The organism is Dactylosporangium sp. NPDC051485, from assembly GCF_040682015.1.
Classification (GTDB): Bacteria; Actinomycetota; Actinomycetes; order Mycobacteriales; family Micromonosporaceae; genus Dactylosporangium.
Genome location: NZ_JBFAZW010000147.1, coordinates 1 through 21,802, shown reverse-complemented (window position 1 = coordinate 21,802; position 21,802 = coordinate 1). Strand labels below are relative to the sequence as shown.

At 73.8% G+C, this 21,802-nt stretch carries 23 protein-coding genes and 1 pseudogene; 9 read left to right on the top strand and 15 right to left on the bottom strand.

The features are described 5' to 3' along the window. Positions 1–1,438 (top strand): helix-turn-helix transcriptional regulator (locus AB0M46_RS46365; RefSeq protein WP_363347155.1); only part of this gene is annotated, 1,438 nt, incomplete at its 5' end. 70 nt (positions 1,439–1,508) lie between these two features. Continuing rightward, positions 1,509–2,057, top strand: a complete 549-nt coding sequence (locus tag AB0M46_RS46360) for a LuxR family transcriptional regulator (RefSeq protein WP_363347153.1) — start codon at positions 1,509–1,511, stop codon at positions 2,055–2,057. 95 nt (positions 2,058–2,152) lie between these two features. Here AB0M46_RS46360 and AB0M46_RS46355 read toward each other — a convergent pair whose 3' ends face one another. From AB0M46_RS46355 to AB0M46_RS46325, 7 genes are all read right to left on the bottom strand, one after another. Then, complete coding sequence (locus tag AB0M46_RS46355) at positions 2,153–3,313, bottom strand: DUF6596 domain-containing protein (protein ID WP_363347151.1); 1,161 nt, start codon at positions 3,311–3,313, stop codon at positions 2,153–2,155. Beyond that, the gene (locus tag AB0M46_RS46350; protein WP_363347148.1) at positions 3,310–3,717 is read right to left on the bottom strand and encodes a YciI family protein; all 408 of its coding nucleotides are present in this window, start codon (positions 3,715–3,717) and stop codon (positions 3,310–3,312) included. Before AB0M46_RS46350 ends, AB0M46_RS46355 begins: the two co-directional genes overlap by 4 nt. A 282-nt stretch (positions 3,718–3,999) precedes the next feature. Beyond that, positions 4,000–4,758, bottom strand: coding sequence for a lysophospholipid acyltransferase family protein (locus AB0M46_RS46345; protein ID WP_363347157.1), 759 nt, complete (start codon positions 4,756–4,758; stop codon positions 4,000–4,002). Positions 4,759–5,805: 1,047 nt separating this feature from the next. Further along, positions 5,806–6,564 (bottom strand): hypothetical protein, encoded by a 759-nt coding sequence (locus tag AB0M46_RS46340; RefSeq protein WP_363347146.1) that lies wholly within the window; start codon positions 6,562–6,564, stop codon positions 5,806–5,808. Positions 6,565–6,655: 91 nt separating this feature from the next. Beyond that, positions 6,656–7,057 (bottom strand): hypothetical protein, encoded by a 402-nt coding sequence (locus AB0M46_RS46335; RefSeq protein WP_344619291.1) that lies wholly within the window; start codon positions 7,055–7,057, stop codon positions 6,656–6,658. A 52-nt stretch (positions 7,058–7,109) separates the two neighbouring features. After that, positions 7,110–7,379, bottom strand: coding sequence for a ribbon-helix-helix domain-containing protein (locus AB0M46_RS46330; RefSeq protein WP_363347143.1), 270 nt, complete (start codon positions 7,377–7,379; stop codon positions 7,110–7,112). A gap of 111 nt (positions 7,380–7,490) precedes the next feature. After that, positions 7,491–7,949: a sulfur transferase domain-containing protein gene (locus tag AB0M46_RS46325; RefSeq protein WP_363347141.1), complete on the bottom strand. Its 459-nt coding sequence runs from the start codon at positions 7,947–7,949 to the stop codon at positions 7,491–7,493. Between the two features lie 41 nt (positions 7,950–7,990). On the opposite strand from AB0M46_RS46325, the gene AB0M46_RS46320 reads away from it, so the two are divergent. Then, on the top strand, positions 7,991–8,905 hold the full coding sequence (locus AB0M46_RS46320; protein ID WP_363347139.1) for an aminoglycoside phosphotransferase family protein: 915 nt from the start codon (positions 7,991–7,993) through the stop codon (positions 8,903–8,905). A 79-nt stretch (positions 8,906–8,984) separates the two neighbouring features. Here the strand turns inward: AB0M46_RS46320 and AB0M46_RS46315 are convergent, their stop codons facing one another. Further along, positions 8,985–9,836, bottom strand: a complete 852-nt coding sequence (locus AB0M46_RS46315; protein WP_363347137.1) for an alpha/beta hydrolase — start codon at positions 9,834–9,836, stop codon at positions 8,985–8,987. A 53-nt stretch (positions 9,837–9,889) separates the two neighbouring features. On the opposite strand from AB0M46_RS46315, the gene AB0M46_RS46310 reads away from it, so the two are divergent. Next, positions 9,890–10,393: a MarR family transcriptional regulator gene (locus AB0M46_RS46310; RefSeq protein ID WP_363347135.1), complete on the top strand. Its 504-nt coding sequence runs from the start codon at positions 9,890–9,892 to the stop codon at positions 10,391–10,393. 77 nt (positions 10,394–10,470) lie between these two features. Further along, the gene (locus AB0M46_RS46305) at positions 10,471–11,277 is read left to right on the top strand and encodes a hypothetical protein (protein ID WP_363347133.1); all 807 of its coding nucleotides are present in this window, start codon (positions 10,471–10,473) and stop codon (positions 11,275–11,277) included. 287 nt (positions 11,278–11,564) lie between these two features. Here AB0M46_RS46305 and AB0M46_RS46300 read toward each other — a convergent pair whose 3' ends face one another. The 5 genes from AB0M46_RS46300 to AB0M46_RS46280 form a co-directional block, all read right to left on the bottom strand. Next, a complete protein-coding gene (locus AB0M46_RS46300) occupies positions 11,565–11,870 on the bottom strand; it encodes a hypothetical protein (RefSeq protein ID WP_363347131.1) in 306 nt (101 codons plus the stop codon). Positions 11,871–11,968: 98 nt separating this feature from the next. Continuing rightward, a complete protein-coding gene (locus AB0M46_RS46295; protein WP_363347129.1) occupies positions 11,969–12,439 on the bottom strand; it encodes a hypothetical protein in 471 nt (156 codons plus the stop codon). Positions 12,440–12,623: 184 nt separating this feature from the next. Continuing rightward, positions 12,624–12,923, bottom strand: coding sequence for a TnsA-like heteromeric transposase endonuclease subunit (locus tag AB0M46_RS46290; RefSeq protein WP_363347126.1), 300 nt, complete (start codon positions 12,921–12,923; stop codon positions 12,624–12,626). Beyond that, the gene (locus tag AB0M46_RS46285) at positions 12,865–13,059 is read right to left on the bottom strand and encodes a hypothetical protein (RefSeq protein WP_363347159.1); all 195 of its coding nucleotides are present in this window, start codon (positions 13,057–13,059) and stop codon (positions 12,865–12,867) included. Before AB0M46_RS46285 ends, AB0M46_RS46290 begins: the two co-directional genes overlap by 59 nt. Positions 13,060–13,240: 181 nt before the next feature. Further along, the gene (locus AB0M46_RS46280; RefSeq protein ID WP_363347124.1) at positions 13,241–13,591 is read right to left on the bottom strand and encodes a hypothetical protein; all 351 of its coding nucleotides are present in this window, start codon (positions 13,589–13,591) and stop codon (positions 13,241–13,243) included. Positions 13,592–13,747: 156 nt separating this feature from the next. Between AB0M46_RS46280 and AB0M46_RS46275 the strand changes: the two genes are divergently transcribed. Continuing rightward, a complete protein-coding gene (locus AB0M46_RS46275) occupies positions 13,748–15,166 on the top strand; it encodes an IucA/IucC family protein (protein WP_363347122.1) in 1,419 nt (472 codons plus the stop codon). 18 nt (positions 15,167–15,184) lie between these two features. Here the strand turns inward: AB0M46_RS46275 and AB0M46_RS46270 are convergent, their stop codons facing one another. Further along, positions 15,185–16,981, bottom strand: coding sequence for a substrate-binding and VWA domain-containing protein (locus AB0M46_RS46270; RefSeq protein ID WP_363347120.1), 1,797 nt, complete (start codon positions 16,979–16,981; stop codon positions 15,185–15,187). 86 nt (positions 16,982–17,067) lie between these two features. On the opposite strand from AB0M46_RS46270, the gene AB0M46_RS46265 reads away from it, so the two are divergent. Further along, entirely contained in the window at positions 17,068–17,568 is a 501-nt protein-coding gene (locus tag AB0M46_RS46265) for a peptide deformylase (RefSeq protein ID WP_363347118.1), read from the top strand. On the opposite strand, the gene AB0M46_RS46260 is transcribed toward AB0M46_RS46265, so the two are convergent. Continuing rightward, positions 17,537–18,715, bottom strand: coding sequence for an alanine racemase (locus AB0M46_RS46260; RefSeq protein WP_363347116.1), 1,179 nt, complete (start codon positions 18,713–18,715; stop codon positions 17,537–17,539). The genes AB0M46_RS46265 and AB0M46_RS46260 overlap by 32 nt on opposite strands. Positions 18,716–18,760: 45 nt before the next feature. Here AB0M46_RS46260 and AB0M46_RS46255 point away from each other — a divergent pair, with 45 nt between their 5' ends. Beyond that, the gene (locus AB0M46_RS46255; protein WP_363347114.1) at positions 18,761–20,002 is read left to right on the top strand and encodes a hypothetical protein; all 1,242 of its coding nucleotides are present in this window, start codon (positions 18,761–18,763) and stop codon (positions 20,000–20,002) included. Positions 20,003–20,263: 261 nt separating this feature from the next. Continuing rightward, positions 20,264–21,802: pseudogene (locus tag AB0M46_RS46250) on the top strand (hypothetical protein); the annotation flags it as partial.

Genomic DNA, 21,802 nt, shown 5'->3' with positions numbered 1-21,802 from the left:
GCTGGCCTGCGACCTGCCCGGCGTCGACCCCGAGCCCTCCGTGCGCATCGCCGCGGCCCGCGCCGCCCTGGCCGCGGGCCGCCCCGGCTCGTGCCTGCGGGTCATCGACGCCGGCACCGCCGACCCGGTCGGTGCGGTGCTGCGCGGGGAGGCCCTGCTGCAGCAGGGCAACCCGGTCGCCGCCGCCGACGCCGTATCGGGGGTGCCCGACGACGCGCCGGCCGAGACCGTCGGCGCCCGCGACCGCATCCGGCTGCTGTCCATGCTCACCACCGACCCCGACGGCGCCGTCGCCCGGGCCGAGGCGCTGCTGCAGGCCCACGGCGACGCGCCCGCCCACACCGGCCTGCGCGCCGCGATCGCCGCGGTGCGGGCCGGCACCCGCCAGCCCGGCTGGGAGTACGGCCTGGCCTCCGCCGCCTCCGCGGCCGGGCAGGCCGGCGACGCCCTCGCCGCCCGCTGGTCGGCGTGGCTGCTCGTGGAGACCCTCACCGCCGACGCCCGCCTCGCCGAGGCCGCCCAGGCCGCCACCGCGGCCGCCGCCGCCTGCGCCGGCGACCTCGCCTACAGCTGGCAGACCCGGTTCCTCGCCGCGCAGCTGTGGTGCGACGCCCTGCGCGGCGCCGAGATCGACGAGGTGGTCCGCCGGGCCGGGGACCTCGCCGACCGCACCCTGCCCGCCCTGGCCCGCGGCTACGCCGTCGCCGCCGCGTCCCTCGCCGAGGCCGACGGCGGCCTGCTCGCCCCGGCCCGCGCCCGCCTCGACGCCCTCCAGCACCGGCCCGCGTCCGCGGGGCCGCTGCTGGACTGGGTGACCCGCGAGGCGGCCTGGCTCGACGGCCGGCCCGACCAGGCGGTCCTCGACGCCGCCCTGGCCGACGCGTCGCCGCTCGTCGACGGCCTGCGCCGCATCACCGCCCGCTGGGCCGCCTACGACGCCGGGGTCACGGTCGAGCCGGTGCCCGCCGACGCGCCCCTCGCGCCGGTGCGGGCCACCCTGGAGGCGTGGAAGGCCCCGGACCGCTTCGCCGAGGCCGCCGCGGCCTGGCACGAGCTGGCCCGCCGCGAGGAGGTCCGCTGCCTGCTCGCCCAGGGCCTGCTCGAGGACGCCGCCGAGCAGGCCGTCCCGCCGCTGCTGGAGGCCGAGCGGCTGGCCGAGGAGGCCGGCCTGGTCGTGCTGCTGGGCCGGGCCCGCCGCGCCCTGCGTCGCCACGCCATCCGCCGCGACACCCGCGGCCGGCGCGCCGGCGACGAGCTCACCGACCGCGAACGCGACGTGCTGCGCCTCGTCGCCAACGGCGAGCCGACCCGCCGCATTGCCGGGCAGCTCGGCATCTCCCGGGAGACCGTCGAGACCCACATCCGCTCCGGCATGCGCAAGCTCGGCGCCCGCACCCGCACCGAAGCCGCGGCGTTAGCAATCGAGGAACTTGGATGATTTGCCGGGTCTTGTGCCCAGTGCTTTCCTTAACGCATGGTGGGCGCATGTTTTCTCCGATGAGCCGCTGATGGCGGGCGATCCGGCACTCGCGCCGCGGTACGTCGTGGCCACCAGCGGCGAGGCGACCGCGGTCCTGCGCCGCCTCGCCCGGGCCGGCTGGACCACCCGGGAAGGCTTCGCCCTGACCGACCAGGCCTGGGACGTCTCCGACGCCCGCCTCGCCCTGTTCGGCCGCGTCGCCGACGCCGACACCGTGGAACTCGCCCTGCTGGCCGCCGCCCGCGGCGCCGGGATCGTCGCCATCGCCGACGCCACCGCCGAGATCGGCCGCGCCCTGCTCGCCGACCTCGGCCGCATCGGCCCCGTCACCACCGACCCCGACGCCGACCTCGGCACCGCCCCGCCCGAGGAGTCCGGCGGCCCGGTCCTCGCCCCCGAGCAGCGCGCCCTGCTGGAGCGCCTCGCCGGCGGCGAGACAATCGCCGCCGCCGCGGCGGCCGAGTTCCTGTCGCTGCGCACCGCGAACCGCCGCATCGCCGAGGCCCGCGAGGTCCTCGGCGTGCGCACCACCCGTGAGGCCGTCCTGGCCTACCTGCGGATGCGCCGCGAGGGCTGACCCGGCCCGCTTGCTTGCGCAGCGGCCCGGCCCACCTCCGAGGTCACGTGGTCGCGTGCGTTGTTGCAGCCACCTGACCCGGGCTGCCTCCCGGGTCAGGTGGTCGTGCTCCCCTTGTGCAGTTGCCTGACGCGGGCCGCTTCCCGGGTCAGGTGGTCGCGCTCCGGGACGCTGGGGGCGGCGCGGGCCGCCTCCGCGTACAGGCCCGCGGCCCGCTCGAGGTCCCCGTCGCGCTCGTGCAGATAGGCGGCCACCGCCCGGTACCGCGGCAGCGCGGGGTCGACGCCGTCCAGGGCCGCCAGCCCGGCCCGCGCACCGTCGGCCTCGCCGACCGCGACGGCCCGGTTGAGCCGCACCACCGGGCTTCCGCCGGTCAGCCGCAGCAGCTCGTCGTACCACTCCACGATCTGCACCCAGTCCGTCTCCGCGGCCGTGGGCGCGTCCGCGTGCAGGGCGGCGATGGCGGCCTGCGCCTGGTACTCCCCGAGCCGGTCCCGGGCGAGGGCCTCCTGCAGGACGGTGACGCCCTCGGCGATGAGGCCGGTGTCCCACCTCGACCGGTCCTGTGCCTGCAGCGGGACGAGGCGGCCGCCGGGGCCGGTCCGCGACGCCCGCCTCGCGTGGTGCAGGAGCATCAGGGCCAGCAGGCCCGCCGCTTCCGGGTCGCCGGTCAGGGCGTTGAGCTGCCTGGTGAGCCTCACCGCCTCGGCGGCCAGGTCGACGTCGCCGCTGTAGCCCTCGTTGAAGACCAGGTAGAGGACCCGCAGTACCGTCGCCGGATCCCCGGACCGGTCCAGCGGCAGCCCCGCGATCTTCCGCTTGGCCCGGCTGATCCGCTGGGCCATGGTCGCCTCCGGGACCAGGTACGCCGCCGCGATCTGCCGCGTCGTCAGCCCGCCGACGGCGCGCAGGGTCAGCGCGACCGCGGAGCTGTGCGGCAGGGCCGGGTGCGCGCACAGGAAGTACAGCCGCAGCGTGTCGTCGGTGCCCGGCGCCGGCCCGGGCGGCGGCTCGGCGTCGAGCGCCAGCTCCCGCCCGCGCCGCGACGCCTCGGCCCGGGCCGCGTCGAGGAACTTGCGCCACGCGGCCGCGACGAGCCACGCCTTCGGGTCGCGCGGCGGGTCGTCCGGCCACGTCTGCAGTGCCCGGATCAGCGCCTCCTGCACGGCATCCTCGGCCGACGCGAAGTCCGCCCCGCGCCGGACGAGGATGCCGATGACCGCGGGCACGAGGTCCCGCAGCATCTGCTCGTTCACTCCGTCTCCGCGGACGACTCGCTGAGGAACGGGCGCACCTCCAGCCACTCGTGCAGCGGCTTCCCGCCGGGCCCCGGTGCCGCGGACAGCTCCCCGGCCAGCCGCACCGCCCGGTCCCAGGACTCCACGTCGATGACCATCCAGCCGGCGATGAGGTCCTTCGTCTCCGCGAACGGGCCGTCGGTCACCGGCGGGCGGCCCTCACCGTCGTACCGCACGAACGCCCCGCCCGGCGCCAGCGCCTGGCTGTCGACGAACTCGCCGGACTCCTGCAGCCGGGCCGCGAAGTCCTGCATGTACCGCACGTGCGCGTCGACCTCCTCCGGCGTCCACCGGTCCATCGGCGGCCACGGGGCCTCCGGCTCGGGCCCGCCCCGGTAGTGCTTCAGCAGCAGGTACTTCATGCCCGCGTCCCTTCCATCCGCTCGGTCAGCTCCACGCCGCCCACTCCTTCGTCGTCTTGCGTGGCCTCGTTCCTGGCCACTCGTACCCCGGGGACGGAGCAGACGCCACAACCTCGACAACTCGCGCGCCTTCCGCGGGAACTTTCTCGAAAAGATACGGACTTTTGGGATGTTCAGCCCAAGTTGGGAGCGCGCGGCACCGGTGGCGCTGGCTGCCCGGGTTGGGGCGCGCGGGGTTCAGGGCTTGGGAGCGTGCGGCGCCAACGGCGCGGGTTGCGGGGTTCAGGGCGCCGGGCGGTGGCGGCGCTGGACGCTGAGCGGCCGAACCGGGTCGATGTACCGGGGGAGCCGCGGCTCGTCCACCCGCAACAGCCGCAGCTCGGCGGTGATGGCGTCGATAATCCGGTCGGTGGCCCGCTGCGCCGCCCCCGGCGCGGCCGGATCGATCCCGGACAGGTCCACGACCGCCCCGAAGTGCACCCGCACCGCCGGCCGCCGCAACAGCGCCCGGCTCAACGCCCGGACCGTCGGCCCGAACCCGCCCCACGCCGCGACCTCGTGCGCCCCCCACTGCGCGACCGCGACAACGGGCGCCCCGGTGGCGAGCGCGATCCGCGCGAGCCCGGTCTTCCCGCGCTCCGGCCACATCCCGGGGTCGAGGGTGATGCGCCCTTCCGGGTACCCGAGCACGTGCGACCCGGCGGCGAGGGCGGCGGTGACGTCGTTGACGGCGGCGCCCACGTCCGCCTGCCGCCGGTTGATCCTGATATGCCCGCACGCCCGCATCACCGCCCCGACGACCGGCGCCCGGAACAGCCCGCCGGTCGCCATGAGTCGCGGCGCGAGCCTTGCGACCCGGCACGCCGCGGTGACCGCGACCGGGTCGAACGGCCCGATGTGGTTCGCGGCGAAAATGACCGGCCCGGCCCGCAGCTCGGCCGGCACGTCACCGGTGACCTGCAGCCGCGCCACCGGCCGGACCAGTCCGCGGGCGACCCCCAGCAGCACCCGCCAGACCCGCGGCACCCGCCACGGCACCACGACCGCCGCGGCGCTGGGGGAGGGGGCCGTCGACACCGCCGACGCGGTCCCCTGGCCAGGTTCGACACGGCCGGCTTCGACAGACCCGGCCTCGACACGGCCGGCTTCGACAGACCCGGCCTCGACACGGCCGGCCTCGACACGGCCGGCCTCGACACGGCCGGCCTCGACACGGCCGGTCTCGATGCGGTCGGCGTCGATTCGGCGGGGTTCAAGCTGGGTGGGTTCGATCGGCGCCCCGTCACTCACCTGCACGTCGTTCCGTTCCTGGCGCGGGGTGCCGCCCTGTGTCGCTTCCGTCCGGCGCGCCACCCGCAGCCCACCGGCCCGGCCCACCCGAGCCGGTGATGGAACGGTAGCGCCGCGCCATTTCCGCGCAACCGTCCCGACAGCCGAACTTCACCGCCCGCACCGAACGCGCCCGCACCACCGAGCCAGGGCGCCAGGACGGCACTCTGCCGGCGCACCACCGCGGCAGGGCGGCACCCGCATGCCGGAACCGGCTGCGCCCGGCACGGCAACGCCGGAACCGGCCGGCTCCAGCGTTGCCGTGCCGCACGGAAGCCTGAGCACCGTCCCGGCGTGACGGCGACCAGTCCGAGCCCACGGCCGACCCGTGGCTGGGCGCGGCGCGGGCCGCCTCCGGCTGGCGCTGGTCAGCGACCCGTTCGACTACGGGCCCGAGAGGCACGCCTCCCACCGGCACCGGCCTGCGTTCGAGCCGGCCCTCATCGTGTCCAACTACGTGTCGGGCGGCACGCCCCCAGAGGCGCCGGCCCTGCGGTCGAGCCTTGCCCTCATCGTGCGCCGCGTTCGACTACGGGCCGAGCGCGGCACACCTCCCACGGGCGCCGGCCTGCCGGGCCAGGGCCGGGCTCAACTGCACGCATCTCGCCGGCGCCGGCCTGCGGTCGAGCCCTGCCCTGGTCCGGCAGGCGCGTTCGACCGAAGGCGGAGCGGCACGCCGGGCGCCGCCGCCGGTAGGCGGGCCGACCGGCCCGCGCCGAGTGCCCTGGGGCGGCGGCGCGGGCGGGGACCGGCCCGGTGCTACTCGGCCTCGCGGAGCTCCGCCAGGCGGGCCTCGATCTCGGCGAGCTCGGCCCGTAGCCGCTCCGCGTGGGTCTCGGCCTCCGCGCGGGCCGCGGCGACGATCTCCTCCACGGCCTCGTGCACGCCCGGCACGTCGAGCATCGCGACCATCTTCAGCGCCTCGCCGGCCTTGATGACGTAGGGCTTGGCGAGGGCCTTCGCGCCCTGGTTGGCGGCGACCGTCCACTCGCCGTCGGCATACGCGAGCGTGACGGTCAGCCCGGCCGGGGGCTTGGGCTTCGGCGCGGTCTTCTTCGCCGGGGGCTTGCTCGAGGAGCGCGACTCCGCCGCGGGCGTCTCGGCAGCGGGAGCCGGCGCCGGGTCCGCCGCGTCCGGAGCTTCGGCGGCCGGGGCGGGGGAGTCCGTCGTGGTCGGGGCGTCGCTGGAGTCGGGTTCGGCGGCAACGGCAGGGGCTGGCACGGGGCTCTCCTCACGAGGTGCTGGAACGGCTGGCGTGCGCTTGGCCGGCGCGGCCTTCGGCGCGATCGCCAGGTCGGAGGGGGAGAAGGGCAGCTCGTCGCGGCCGAACCGGACCACGACCCACTCGTCGGACAGGTCCGGGTCGGTCAGCGCGACGACCTGGCCCAACTGCCCGGCGATCTGCCCGGCCTGCTCGGTGAAAACGACCTTCGACTTCCGGCCGGCCGCGAGGGTGTCCCGGATCTGCTCCAGATCCACCGTCGACAAGCCCTCGGCCGCGGTCCGCGCGGCAACCATCGCACCCTCCAACCCACTCAATCGAACATGTGTCGGAACAGTCATACCAGCCGCCTATGACATTTTCCGAGTGCGACACACCGTACGATGATCAGGGCAGTTCGTCGATCTCGGCCTGCGGGTCCAGGGTGCGCAGCATCTCCGCCCGGTCCGTCACGATCGCCCAGCCCGGCCGGGCCTGCGCTCGGCGCACCACGTGCGCCGCCGCGACCAGCGCCGGGCCGCCCTCGCCGCCGAACAACGCGCCCGAGTCGACCGCGTCCGCCGCCGTCAGGTCGTCCACGACCACCACCGGCAGCGCCAGCAGCACCTTCAGCACGTCATAGTCCTTCGGCGACGTCTGCGCCCACGCCTCGGCCAGGGCCGCGGCCGGCACCGCCAGCACCACACCCTGGTCCACCGCGTGCCAGACGATCGCCGACGAGTACGGCTTCCCGGCCACGAACCCCAGAATCGCCGAACTGTCCAATATCCGCCCGCCGACCGCCGTCACGCGACCTCCCCGCACGACGGGCACCCGCAGCGCCGGTCCGCGCCGAGGCCGGTCACGACGACGGGCCGCTCGCCGGAGCCGGGGCCACCCCCAGCACCTCGCGCGCCCACGCGTGGTGCTCCGGATCCATCCGAACCCCCCGCTGCGCGTACAACTCGTTCAACGTCAGCAGCGCCCGGTCCCGGGCCAGCCGACCACGCACCGCCTCGGCGACGTACGCCGAAACCGACTCTGCGCCGCCCGCGTCCACGAACCGCCGGACCGCGGCGGCGTCATCGGCGGGCATTGTCACCGTCACCCGCTCCTTGCGCACCTCACGCATACGCACAGCCTAGCGGCTGCATACGCCGATCACCTACCGTCGCGTCACCCGCCAGAGGAACATTCGCGCCGGCCTGCGTCATTCGTTCCTCACCTCCGACAACTCATCACCCTACGTGATCAAACTCTCGACCCAGTGGCGCTGCGCATCGACGTCGGGGACCGGCACGCCCCGGACCGCCGCCAGCCGCGCCCACACGTCGCCGGGGTCGCCGCCGCACGCCACGAGGACACCGGCGGCGACGGTCGCGGACCGGCCGATGCCGAACCGGCAGTGCACCGCCACGTGCCGCCCGGCGCGGTGATGGCCGACAAGCACGGGAAGTACCGACGCGGAGAAATCGGCGCCGGGCGCCTGACGGTCCGGGATCGGCACGCGCAGGAACTCCAGGCCGGCGTCCCGCGCGCACGCCGCCTCGCCGGCCAGCCCGGTCTCGCGGACCTCGTCGTCGGTCAGCAGGCTCACCAGCACCTGCACACCGGCGCGGGCCAGGCGGGCCAGGTCGTCCTCGAGCCAGTCGCCGGGCCGCGGTTTGGCGAGGATGCTGATCCCGTCCACCGTGTACAACATGGGTCCCCTCCGCCGGTGGCGCTGCACTACTGTTGCTCCGCGTGTCCCACGCTGCGATCGAGATCACCGCGGAACTGGTCCTGGATCTGGTGCGCGACCAGTACCCCGACCTCGCCGACCAGCCGGTGCGACTGGGCGCGCGAGGCTGGGACAACCAGCTGTGGCGGCTCGGCGACGACCTGGCCGTCCGGGTTCCCTGGGCGACCGAGTCCGCGGACGCGCTGCTGCGCAAGGAGCACGCCTGGCTGCCCGAGCTCGCCCCGCGTCTTCCGCTGCCGGTTCCCGTCCCGCAGCGGCTCGGCGAGCCCTCTGCACGGTTCCCCCGGCCCTGGCTGATCACCACCTGGGTTCCGGGCGCACCCGCCGACCGGGAACCCGTCACGCGAGCCTCCGATGCGGCCGAGTCCCTGGCCGCGTTCCTGACGGCGCTGCACCGGCCCGCCCCCGACGGGGCGCCCGCCGGCCGGGGCCGCGGCGGGCCGCTGGCCGACCGGGCCGAGGGATTCGCCAGGATGCTGGCCTCCGCCACCGAGGAGGGGCTGGTCCAGGACCCGGACGCCGTCAACGCCGTCTGGCACGACGCGGTCACCGCGCCGCCGTGGACCGGTCCGCCGCTGTGGATTCACGCCGACCTGCATCCGGCCAACGTCCTGACCGCCGACGGCACCTTCTGCGGCGTCATTGACTTCGGCGACCTCTGCGCCGGCGACCCGGCATGCGACCTCGCCGCGGCGTGGATTCTGCTACCGGATGACACCATCGACCGTTTCCATGCCGCCTACCGGCCGGCACCGGACCCCGCCACCGTACGACGCGCCCGCGGTTGGGCGTTGGTACGCGCCCTGAGCGGGATCCTCATCGGCGACGACGGCGTCCACGGCCGCCCCGGCGGCAAGCCCACCTGGGGCCCGCCCGCCCACGCCGCCCTGCAACGCCTCGTCGCCACGATCCGCTGACCGCGGCTGTCCGTGAGGGAGTTGCCCTGCGGTGCCTCAGGGTGATTGGCTCCCGGCCGGCGGGATCGGCAGGCCATCCTCAGTTGTCCAGGGATTGGCGTAGGAACCGCCCGACGCTCTCCAGCGCCCGGGCGGCCTGCGGCAGTTCGGGGCCCCGCGCCTGAAACACGTGTGACATGCCCGGGGTGATCTCGAGCGTCACGGCAACGTCGGCCGCTGCGAGCCGGGAGGCCAGCCGGGTCGAGTCGCCGAGCAGTACCTCGTGCGAGCCGGCCTGTACGAGCGTTGGCGGGAGTCCGGCGAGGTCGGCGAACAGCGGGCTGACGAGTGGACGGTCCGCGTCGGCTCCGCCGATGTACGCCTGGAATCCTGCCTGCAGCGCGTCGGCGGTCACCACCGGGTCGACGGCCGCCTTGGTGTGGTAGCTCTCGCTCGCCATCGTGAGGTCGCTCGCTGCCGAGAAGACGACGGCCGCGCGAGGCAGTGGCAGGCCGGCATCGCGTACAGCGACCAGCAGCGCGAGTGTGAGGGTGCCGCCCGCGGATTCGCCGCCCACAGCGAGGTCGTCGACGGGCACCTCGTCGAGCACCGCCCGGTAGGCGGCGAGCGCGTCGTCGAGGGGGGCGGGATACGGATGCTCGGGCGCCAGGCGGTAGTCGATCGAGAGCACCCGGGTCCCCGATGCGCGGGCGACGTGTGCCGCAGGGGCGAGCGCGTTACGGGGTGAGCCGGCGACGAAGGCGCCGCCGTGGATCCACAGCGCGGCGCCGCGCGGCCGGGTCCCCTCGATGGTGACCTCGAGGGCCGGGATTCCGCCCAGTGTCGTGTCGCGCAGCCGCACGTCGTCGGCGACGGGCCGAGAGGCCATCACCTCGGCGAAGAAGCGGCGCTGACGGTCGATCAGTTCGGTCATCTTCTGCGTGTCGAGCATGGTCATGTACGGTAAGAACATGCTTCCCCAGATTTATCTTCTCAGGAATGCACATGGCGGATGGTGACGTGGATCACGCGGTCCTCTTCGAGCGCATCGTGCGGCTACAGGTGGATCTTTTCAACGCCGTCGACACCCGTTTGCGCCGCGAGCTGGACCTGTTGCTGATCGCGCTCCTGCCGATGCGGATCGTCGCGGCGCATCCAGGCTGCCGGGTGCAGGAGATCGCCGACGGCCTGGGCATCAGCGTGGGCGGGGCCAGCAAGTCGGCGGATCGGCTGGAGCGTGGCGGCTGGGTGCGCCGGGTCGACAACCCATCCGACCGGCGGTCGTCGGTGCTCGAACTCACCGCGGAGGGCGAGCGGATGGTCGCCGCCGGTTCTGCGATCATCCGGGAAGAGCTGGATGCGCGGGTCGGCCCGATGCTCGGCGCGCAGGAGCTTGCACGCTTCGCCGCCGACGTTGACCGGCTGCTCGGGCTCGGACCAGCGCCGCAGACGCCCGTGGAAGGCAAGACGCCACCAGCACGCTCCAGCTCGGGGCATCAGCAGCAGTGAAGCCACACAACTGCCGTGTCCGTTGCCAATCAACGTGAGGTAGCCGATTCCGGCTGACCTGCGGAGAGGAAGTGTGCGTGGATCCCGCAACGTTGCACTGGGCATCGCGCCGGTATCTGACGACGCGATACGAGGAACTTCAGAGGGAGTATGGCCGGCTGCCCAACGATGGCCGCCAGGCCGGTGGGTACCACTACACCACCGAAGCGAAGCGGATCTTCCCCCGTTACCGCGTCGTGGATGCCATCCTCGTGGAGGTTGAGCGACTCGATCCGGACCGGCTTCCCAGCGTTGACGGAGTGGCCAGCATGATGCTTGCGGCTGCCGGGAATGCAAGGTCCCCGTTTACCGAGCCTCCGTACGACGACGTCGAAGCACAGGTCATGGCCGATGAGCGGCGGCTGTTCGCTGCAAAGGTGCAGCATTGGAGGGCGCAGCCCGATTTGCGCACCGATCCCGTCCCGTATCGGCGCGTGCTGACGCCTGAGGAGTCTTCAGCCTGGCGGACGTCGCTGCAGCGACGATGGGGGGTGCAGAACGGCTGGTGGCACCCGTTGCTGAGTAGTTCGGTTCCGCACGACGTGCTGGTGCTGACCGAGGAGTCGATGTGGGAGGGCGACGGCGTTGGACAGGTTCGCCGATTGCTGCGAGAGCTGGGCCGTCCGCGTGTAGTCGAGTTGCGCGAGTACGGGGCCGACTACCTGGTGGATATCGAGATCTTCGCCCCGCGGTACACCGGGCCGGAGGGTTTCTGGATCGACGAGCACCACGATTGGATCGCCTACGCATCCCATGAGGGAACCGTGGCGTTCGGCGGCGTACTCTCCGCCGGACTCGTGACGACCTGGCCTGAGGTCGACAGTTGGCGGTGGCCCGGATGGTAGGCGCTCGTGTCCCTTGCCAATCATCCCGAGGTAGCCCGTGCTGTCTGACCTGCGGCGCCTCAGATTGTTTGGCAAAGCGGGAGTCCGGTTTGCCAAACAATCTGAGGCAAGTCGCAACGCCAGGGACGCCACCCGGCGCGGTCGCCGGTACAGGTTCGCTGGTCACGCAGGGTACTGGCCCATAAGTTCGCGCGTTACATGCGGCACCCGATCAAGCGAGCACCCTCCCGCCACCGACATCCTGAGCGTGCATCCTGGTCGTTACGAGGACAGCGCTCGTGGCTGGCTCAGGGCGATGAGTCCGGGTCGATGGGAGGCTCTGGCGAGCCATTGATGGCATTGAGAAGGTCGTCCCACAGGTCTTCCGCGGCAGCGCGAACGGCTGGGTCAAGGTTACGGTGCACGATCCACTTGGCATCGGCCAGCCCTGTGCCGGTCGCGTCGGCAACAGCTCCGATCACGGCGATCGGCGGACCGCCGCGCCGCAGCAGGTGCTGCGCCACCTCGTCTGGGCTCGCCCCACTAGCCACCATCGGCCGTGCCGCCTCGGTCAGTCGCTGTATCAGGGCTACAAACTCTGCGACGTCGGGCACGACGGAAGCTTATCGCCCACTCGGGCGCCCAGGGCCCGCTACATGCATGGCCCCTTGGCACGGACGGCGGCAAATGAGTATGGAATCAGCGGCGGCCATCAGTTCTCGTCAGCGGCCGGTGGATAGACATAGTGCTTGTCGGAGCCCTTGACGAACAGTCGCCAGCATTCGATCGGCCCCGACACCGCGGGAAACACCTCGATCCGCAGTTCGTCGGCGGTGGCCAAGTGGAACGCGCCGTCGTCACGAAGGTGCGCCTCACGCACCGGCAGACCGTCGCCGAGCACTTCCGTCAATATCCTGGCCCTTCGATCGAACTGAGTCTCGTACCGGTCGAACGCAAGAGCGCGGTCCGAGTGGGCCTTGAGCGGGTACTGGTAGTCGGTCGAGCCCAGCAGAACCTTCGAGTGCCGTACAAGCCGAAACGGGCACTGCACGTGCAGCCGCACTTCGTCGTCGCCGCGTATGAAGCCGACCTCGACCATGTTGAGCGTGCGCCCGACGTTCACGAACCGGGTCCCGCACAGGTCGGCGACCGCCGCCGCCAACTCAGTCTGTGAAGCCATCACGCTCCCTCATTTAGCCCGACCACGATCGCACCCATCGGCTGAGCGCTGTTCCTTGTCAGCATGCTCCACAACATCCTCAATTCGGCTGCTGCCGTCATTCACCACGTGAGATGAGACGCATCGGTCGCGGCATGGTCCTCCCACCGTCAGGCGCCTCCCAGCCGACGACGGAATCGTTCCGTCTTCATCCTGCGTCAGGTGCGGGCTGAGGTGCAGCAGGCTGGATCTGGGCCTCATCGCGAACATCAATGACAACACCGGTACCGTCAAACAGCCGGGCAAAGAAGTCCGGTGCGTGCCGCACACGCCGGCCACCGGCGGTCCAACTCAGCCCGAACGGCTGCGATGCCACCGCGGCGACGCCGGGATCCGCGTCCAACGCCATGACCTGATCTCGCTCCAGCCACGACTCGAACCCAACGTGCTCACCGCTGGCGCTGAACCACCAGAGCCCCGGAAAGCCGCGGCGACGGCGGTGCGACACGAGTTCGCGAACCCGACTGCGCCCGCTCGAACGGATGCCCCCAGCAGTCCAGCAGCGCCGTCCGATGGGCCGTACCGTCCTGGTCGACGAAGGAGAACACAGACGCATCGGCGATCCGATCCCGCGCGTACTGCATGTTCGATAATGTACATTATGTCAACCAAGTTGGGCGGGCGGTGGAAGCCGGGGGCCGGTCAACGCCCTGCCGGTCGATGTTTACACCCGGAAACCGGAACGTCGCCGGGCCCGGGCGGGCGCACACTACAAAGATGGCGTGCGCCGGTCGTCGGCGTGCCGGCGCACGCCATCTCCAGCGGTCACACGGTGAAGTCGACGTGGGTGCCGTCGTCCGGGGGCGTCTGCTGGGTCTCCTCGGCCGGCGGCTGGGCGGTGCGGGAGGCGGCGAACGCCATGATGAACGACCACGGTGGCACGCCACCCGATCCGTTCGTCACGGCGCCGGTCGGTGACAGGCTGTAGCCGGTGGCGCCCTGGATCGCGGCCCGGTCACCGGGGGTGAGCTGGCTCAGCACCTGCTGTGAGGCGGGCAGGCCGCCTTTCGGCGGGGGTTGCACCGCCTCCACGGGGGTCTGGCTCGCGGCCGGTTTCGGCAGCGGGGCCGCCGGTGGCGCTACCGGGGCGGCGGCCGGCAGTTGTCGAATCTCCATCTTCGAGCCTCCCGAAGCGTCCGTGCTCCACACTGATCCTCGCGTACATCACAGCATTTGCGCAGGTGAACCGGCAGCCGGGTGGCCGGCGCGGAGAAGTCGGGCCGAACGGTGGACACGGATCCCAGGCGCCTCAGGGGCACCTAGACTCATCGGGTGGACGTTCCCGACGTTGCGCAGACCGCGCGGGTCCTCGAAGCGCACCGGCCGGATCTCGCCGCCGGTTTCGCCGCCGCGGTACCGCGGGCCAGGGCCGCGATCCTGGCCCGCCTGTGGGGTGCGCTGTGGCGTGAGGGGATCGTCGCCCGGTCGCGCCTGTCGGGTGGGATGCCGGCCCTGTTCGGCCCGCCGCTGCCGGGCGTGACCGTCGACGGCGTGCGGTTCGACGACCCGGGCGTGCTGGCGGCGGCGCTGGGGCTGGCGGACGGGTTCCGGGCGGAGCTGGACAACAGCGTCGCGAACCTGGCCCTGGCGATGGCCGCGCCGCCGGTCGGGGGCACCGGCCTGGCCGCTGCGGAGCAGGCCGTCGTCGACGGTCACCCGCTGCATCCGTGCTGCCGGACCCGCCTGGGCATGTCGACGCTGGACGTGCTGGCGTACGCGCCGGAGCATCATCCGGTCGTGCCGCTGCGGCTGGTGGAGGCCGACCCGGCCCGGTGGCGCACCGGCGGGGTGCCGCGGCCGCCGCGTTTCCCGGTGCACCCGTGGCAGCTCCCCCGCGCCCTGGCGACCGGCCTGGTGTCCGACACCGGGGTGGACGTGCCGGCCCGGCCGCTGATGTCGCTGCGGACCCTGGAGCCGCTGTCGGCGTGGCCGGGGATGCACGTGAAGACCGCGGTGGAGGTGCAGATGACCAGCGCGGTGCGGACCCTGTCGGCGGCCGCGGTGCACAACGGGCCGCTCGCCTCGGACCTGGTGGCGGGGCTTGCCCGCCGTACACCCGGGATCCATGTGCTGCGGGAGGTCTCTTCCGGGACGGTCCTGGACGCGGCCGGTGAGCCGCAGCGGGCGCTCGGCGCCGTGTGGCGGCAGGCCCCGCCCGCGGGCAGCGCCGTGGTCCCCCTGGCGCTGCTCCCCCACCGGCCGGACCTGCTCACGCCCGGGTTCTTCGCCCGGCTGGTGGAGGTGATGGTGCCGCCGCTGCTGGGCCTGCTCGATCTCGGGGTGGCGCTGGAGGCGCACGGGCAGAACACGCTCGTCGAGGTCGCCGGAGGGCGGCCGGTGCGGGTGTACTACCGGGATCTGGGCGGCATCCACGTCCACGCGGGGCGGCTGCGGCGGGCGGGGGTGGCGATGCCGCCGCTGATCGGGGCGCTGCCGACGGATGACGAGGACGCGCTGCGCACGAAGCTGCTCGCGGCGGCGTTCTCGACGGTGCTGTGCAGTCTCGTCGCGGCGCTGGGCGACGAGGGGCTGTGGGAGGTGGTCGCGGACGTCGCCGACCGGTCGGTGGGCCCGGCGGACAAGGGGGCGGTGTTCGGGCAGGTGTGGCCGGTGAAGGCGACGACGGCGATGCGGCTGGCCCCGGATCCGCTCACGGACCGGTGGTGCGAGCTACCGAACCCGCTGCGCTGATCACCACCGGTCGTTGTCCTACACCTTCCCGAAGATCGCCGTCAGCAGGACGTCGTTGATGTCGAACGCGGTTTTCGACGTGTACAGGGTGCCGCCGCTGGTCCGGGAGATGTCCTGCAGGGCGGCGAAGTCGGCGTCGTTGCCGTAGCCGACGGTGACGATCGGGACCTTCTTGTCGCCGGCGGCGTTGGCCTGCATCCTGGCCCGCAGCTGCTCGAGGTTGAGCCCGCCGGTCGGGTCGTCGTTGGTGCCGTCGGTCATGAGCACGACGAGGTTGGTCGCGCCGGGCTGGTACGCGTCGACGACGGCCTGCTGGGCGGCGGCCGCGGTGTCGTACAGGCCGGTGTCGCCGACCGCGGTGAGCTTCTCGATCGCGGCGAGCATCTGGTCGCGGCGGGTGGTCTTGCCGGCGACGGCTTCGCCGACCTTGCCGAGCGGCACCAGCGGCTTGTAGTCCTGGTTGCCGGCCTGCCGGCTGGAGAAGCTCCACAGGCCGGCGCTGACGTCGGCGTCGAAGAGGGTCACGGCGGCGTACGCGGCCTCCTTGGCCAGCTGCATGCGGGTCTTGCCGGCGCCGGGGACGGCCTCGTTCATCGACCCCGACACGTCGAGGACGAGCAGCACATTCGTGGGCCGGGTCAGGGCCGTCCACGTGTCCATCGACTGTTTCACCGACTCGGGCAGCAGCACGGCCCGGGGCACGGTCTTGATCCGGGCGCTGAAGGCGGCGTTGCCGGACAGGGCGCTGCCACCGACCCGGTTCGGGTCGCGGAACCCGGCGTCGAGGAACACGCTGCGGCCCTCGGGCCCGCGGGCGAACGCGAGGAACGCCTTGGCGACCTCCTGCCTGTCCTGCTTCGCCCACGGGGCTTCGAGGATCAGGTAGGGGTTGTCGGCGTCGGCGCTGCCGTTAGACGGGTACACGGCGACGAGCGGGGTGTGCGGGTTGGCCTTGTTGTAGGTCAGGACGTCCTGTTCGAGGGCCGGGAACGCCGACACGTACTGCAGTCCCTGCGCGGCGCCCTGCCGGTCGGCGGCGGCGAGGCCCTCGAGGAGCTGGGCGGTGGTGTCGGTGTACACGGCCCGTTGCTGCTTGAGCTTGGCGAGGGTGGCCTGCTCGTCGGGGGTGACCTCGCCGTCGTCGTTGCCGTCGAGGATCGCCATGAGGGCGAGCAGGCCGGCGGTCGACTGCAGCGGGTCGCTCATCCCGAACTTGAACGCGCCCCATTCGGGCTTGTGGTACTTCGCCCAGCCCTGCGGGTCCGCCGCCACCTTGTTGATCATGTCTTGCCACGACAGGTCGCCATCGGGCCAGCCGAGGGCCTCGGCCATCGGTTTCGGCATGGCCAGGACGGTGGGGCTGCGGGCGAGGGACGGCTGCAGGTCCGGCATCATCCGCTCGGCGATCGACGCGGTGGAGGCCCGCCGCACCCACGCGCTGGAGTCCGGCACCCACACGTCCGGCGCCGTGCCCGTCTTCGGGTCCCATTCGGTGCCCAGCGCCTGGGCCACGACCGCGGTGTCGCGGCCGGTGACCGACACGTGCGCGCACTGCCCGGCGACGGCCGGGCCGGTCCCGGACCACTTCGCGGCCAGCCCCTCAAGGAGGGTGGCGGTGGCCGGCGACGCGACGACGGTCGCGGTGACCGAGCCCGAGCAGGAGCGCTGCACCAGTTTCGCCGCCGCGAAGGCGCCGCCCGCGCCGGCGAGCGCGACAACGAGCCCGCCGATGATCCACGGGGTGCTGCGAAACCGGCGCTGAGCTGGGCTGGCACGGTGTGACCGCACGTCCGCCCGATCGGCCTTGTAGGCCATGGGTGTGCCTCCGGGGGTGGGAAGTCGGGATAGTTTAGGCCCTCGTCATGTGGGGTTTGCGCCGCCCCGACGTACCCTGGGCTCCCGTGACGCTGCACCCCATCCGACTGCTCGGCGACCCGGTCCTGCGCACCCCCGCCCAGCCGGTGACCTCGTTCGATGCCGCCCTGCGGTCCCTGGTCCGGGACCTCCTCGACACCCTCACCGGCGAGCCGGGCCGGGCCGGGGTCGCCGCCCCGCAGATCGGCGTGGGCCTGCGGGTCTTCGTCTACGGCGCCGGCGGCCGGCTCGGGCACCTGGTGAACCCGCAGATCACGGCCCGTTGCGGGGTCCAGGACGGCGACGAGGGCTGCCTGTCCCTGCCGGGCCTGGCGTTTCCGACACCCCGGGCGATGACAGCGACCGCGACCGGGTTCGACGAGCACGGCGAGCCGGTCACGGTCACCGGTTCGGGACTGCTCGCGCGGGCGTTGCAGCACGAGACCGACCACCTCGACGGCGTGCTCTACGTGGACACGCTCACCGGCGACGCCCGCCGGCAGGCGCTGCGGGCCGTCAGGTCCCGGTTCCGTCCAGGCCGGTCGTGATGACATCCACGTCGGTCGTGATGAACCCGGGATGCGCCAGGCGCAGGAAGTCGTGGTGGGCGGTCTCCCACCCGTAGGCGCCGGTGTTGGCGAACAGCAGCACGTCGCCGGCCCGCACCCGGGTCACGTGGGCGTCGCGGGCCAGCACGTCGCGGGGGTTGCACTGCTCCCCCGCGACCGTGACCCGGGCGTCCACGATGCCGGGGCGTTCGAAGTCGTACGGCCACGTGTCCACCGCCAGCACCGTGAACGGGTGGCTGTACCCCCACGACGCCGGCAGCCGGAAGTGGTGCGTGCCCCCGCGGATCACCACGAACCAGGTGCCGTGGCTGCGTTTGACGTCCACGACCTCGGCCGCGTACCAGCCGGCCGGGGCGGCGACGAACCGCCCCGGCTCGACGAGCAGTTCGTGATCGTCGCCGAGGGACGGCGCACGCAGCTGCCGGTGCAGCGCGCCCAGGTCGAACTCGCGCTCGCCGGTGACGTCGACACCGAAGCCGCCGCCCACATTCACCCACGGCCGGCGGATGCCGAGCGCGGCCGCGGCCGGGCGGGCCCACGCGACGCAGCCGCGGATGTAGGCGGCGTGCGCGTCGGCGTCGAGATTGTTCGACACGGCGTGCAGGTGGAAGCCGAGCAGCGCGTGCCCGTCCCGGCCGACGAGGTCGGCGGCGGCGGCGAGGTCGGTCTCCGGCATCCCGAACTGGGTCGCCGTGCCGGTCATCCGGTGCGTGCCCGGCAGCGCCGCGTGGCCGCGGTTGACCCGCAGGCAGATCCGCGCCGGGCCGGCGACCGCGCCGAGGCGGCGCAGCTCGTGCAGGCTCTCCACGTTGACGACGGCGTTGCCGGCGACCGCGGCGCGCAGGTCGTCGTCGGTCTTCGCCGGGCCGCTGAAGATCGTCAGCGGGTGGTGCCCGGCCGCGGCCAGCTCTCCCCCGGACGCGACCTCGACGCCGTCGCCGGCCCGGGCCGCCGCGTCGAGGACCGCCGGGTGGCCGTTGGCCTTCATCGCGTACACGATCGTGGTCCCCGCCGGCAGCGCCGCGCGCAACGCCGCCACCCGGTCACGGACCGTGGCCAGGTCGTACACGTAGGCGGGCCGCGCGGCGGCGAGGACCGCCCGGGCGACACGTGGGCCAGCTGACACCGCTCTCCGTTCGTGGCAGGCCGGTACGCACAGTAGGCTTCCCGCGTGCGCCCCATCGACGCCCGCGACCCGATCGCGTTGTGGCAGTACGCGGAACGGTATCTCGGCGTCGGGACCCGCACCTACAGTCCCTACGCCGAGGACCTGGACATCGCCGACGTGTACCACCCGCAGCGGGGTGCGGCGACGTTCGAGCTCCCGACGGTGCGGGTCCCGCCGTCCGACGGCGTGTTCCGCACGGCCGCGCACCCCTCGCCGCTGCCGGCGCTGTACACCGGCGGCGACGGTTTCCTGCTGCCCGTGCACCCGAACGCTCTCGACGCCCCCGACCTGGCCGGCGCCGGTGTCCTCGGCCGTCTCGCCCCGGGCCCGTCCCTGACGGTTGTGCCGTCGGCGAACGCCCGCACGGTCTTCGTCACCGCGATCGGTGGCCGCCCGGTCGAGCCGCACTTCGTGAAGCTGCACTACCCGCGCCGCCTGTCCCGGTTCACCCGCCGCCTGCGCCGCCCGGTGATCGAGCTGCAACTGTGGGTCTCCGACGAGCTGCTGCAGGCCGGCACCCCGGTCCTGCCGGAGGTCGCCGGCGGCTGGTTCGGCCCGCACCCGTCCCTCGCCGACGGCGGTGGCGGGTTCGCCGGGGAGCAGGACGCCTGGGGGTTCCTCATCCGCGCCGCCCGCCCCGTCGTGGACGCCCCGGCGTGGACGGTCCCGCTGTTCGCCCTGTACGGCCGGGACGTGCACGCCCCCGCCGACCCGCCGCTGCTCGAGCAGCTCGTCGAGGCGTTCGGCGAGGACCCGGCGACGTTCGTCGCCACCCGCGTCGTCGCCCCGATGGTCCGCATGTGGTGCGCCACCGCCGCCGCGACCGGCTGCCCCCTGGAAACCCACGGCCAGAACACCCTGTTCGCCTTCGACACCGGGGCAAAAAGGACAAAGGTGTTGTACCGGGACTGCGCGGTCTACGTCGACAGCGCCGTGCGCGCGGCCCGCGGCCTGCCCGGCGGCCTCCCACCGGCCAACGTCATCCCCCGCGACGTCCCCCTCGCCGCCGACGAGGTGTTCAGCCTCACGTACGACAGCTTCATGGGCCACCACGCCCTGTCGTACGTCGCCGCCCTCGCCCGCACCACGTGGGGCATCCCGGAGCCGGTCCTGCACGACGCCGCCCGGGAGGCCTTCACCACCCCGGCCCTGCTGCCCGACACCGTCTTCTACTACGACAACGTCCTGTACGACAACGGCGACTGGAAGCTCGTCGACACCGGCGAACCCCCGTCCTGGCGCTGACCCCGGGCCGCGGTCCCCGCGCCGGGGTCCGGCGTCCTCGCACATCGCGCCGCCGGACAGATCGGCCGGCGGCACGAGGACGCTGCGGCGAGGGTGCCGGCCGCGCCGGGCGCCCACACCGCTCGCGGGTGCCGGACAGCACGCCGGCAGCGCTGCGCTGGACCAGGACACCGCACCATGGGTGCCGGCCCCGTGACCCGGGGTGCCGGACCGTGGTGCGGCGGCCCGCCACCGTGCGGCCGCACCCAGTAGGGTCGACCGGTGATCGTCGTGCACGGCCTGGTGACCCCGGACGGACGGCTCGCCTGCTGGGCCGAGACCACCGACGCGCCGATCCTGCACCCCCCTTCCGCTCGCGCGGCCGAGCACCAGCCCACGGCCGCCGGGGAACCACCGTCCGGGCACCCGTTCGCCGTGCTCCCGCCCCTGCCGGGCGACGTCTCGACCGCCGACCTGCTCCTGCCGTCGACGCCGGCCCGCCCGGCGGCGTCACCGGAACTCACCGAGCACCTCCCAGCAGCCCGCGGCACCCGGCCGGCGGCCACCCGCCACCAGTCCCGCTGGACCGTCCCGATCGTCGTGCTGTCCCCCACGGCCGACGCCGAGGCCCTCCTCGCCGCGGCCCCGGACACCCGCCCGGGCTCATCGATCGGCTACCTGGCCGACCTCGCCGCGTTCGCCACCAGCCTGGTCGACCGAGGCCGCGTCGTGCCGGCCCTGCCCCCGCAGCCGACGCCCGTCCCTGGACCGCCGGCAACGCCCGCGTCGCACGCCGCCCCAGGCTCAGCACCGTCAGCACCGGTCGTCGGCCCCGACCCGGCGGCGGCGACGGCCCAGTGGCGCCCGGTCCTGTGGGGCGCCGACGCCGCCACGCACGACACCCTGCGCCGAACCATGCCGGGCGTCTTCGCCGCCGCCACCCACCGCCCGCCCGCCGAGGCCCCCGAGGCGGCCCTCGACACGACGGTCGACCTGCTCGTCCGCGCCCGCCTGCGCCACCACCCCCTGCTCACCGACGGCCAGGTCCGCCACGACACCGTCGTACGCGCCTGGCTCCACGCCCTCACCTCCCACGACCCCCGCCTCCGCACGGCCCCCGCCCCCGCCGAGGCCCCCGCCCTGCCGCACCGCATGGCACCCGCCCTCGCCGAAGGCCTGGCCGCGGCCGGCGATGACGCCCCGGAGCAGCCCGGCCCGCGGCGCCTAGCTGTCACCGGCGCCGCCCGCGATGACGAACCCACCCCGGCGTCGTCGGCGCTGATCGGCGAGGGCCCGGAGGTGGCCCGCCTGCGGGAGGTGCTCGAACGCTGGGCCGACAGCGGCCGCCCCGCCCCGGTCCGCACCTGCTTCCGCCTGACCTACGTCGAGGACCCCGAGGACGACGACTTCCCGGGCAGCGACATCGCCCCGCCCACCGGCAGCGACCCGGACCGCGAACCGACCGCCGCAGGAACCATCCGCGGTTCCGGCGACAGACCCCGGACCCGGGCCGGCGATCCCGGCGGCGACGCCACCCCGTCCGCCGCGGACCTGCCGCCCACCGGCACCAACCAGACCCCGGACCGCGACCTCCCGACCGTCACCGGAACCGGCCGCGGTTCCGGTGACGGCACCCAGACCGCGAACAGCTCCGATCCCGACACCTCGACCGATACCCACACCAAGGCCGGTGCGGCCGCGAGCGGGCCGAGCCCGAGCGCAGCCGGAAGCGGTATGGCGGCCCGGCCGGCGGACACGCACCGGGCGCCGAGCGACGCCGCAACGACCCGGACCACGATGAGCCCCGCCGCGGGGCAGGCC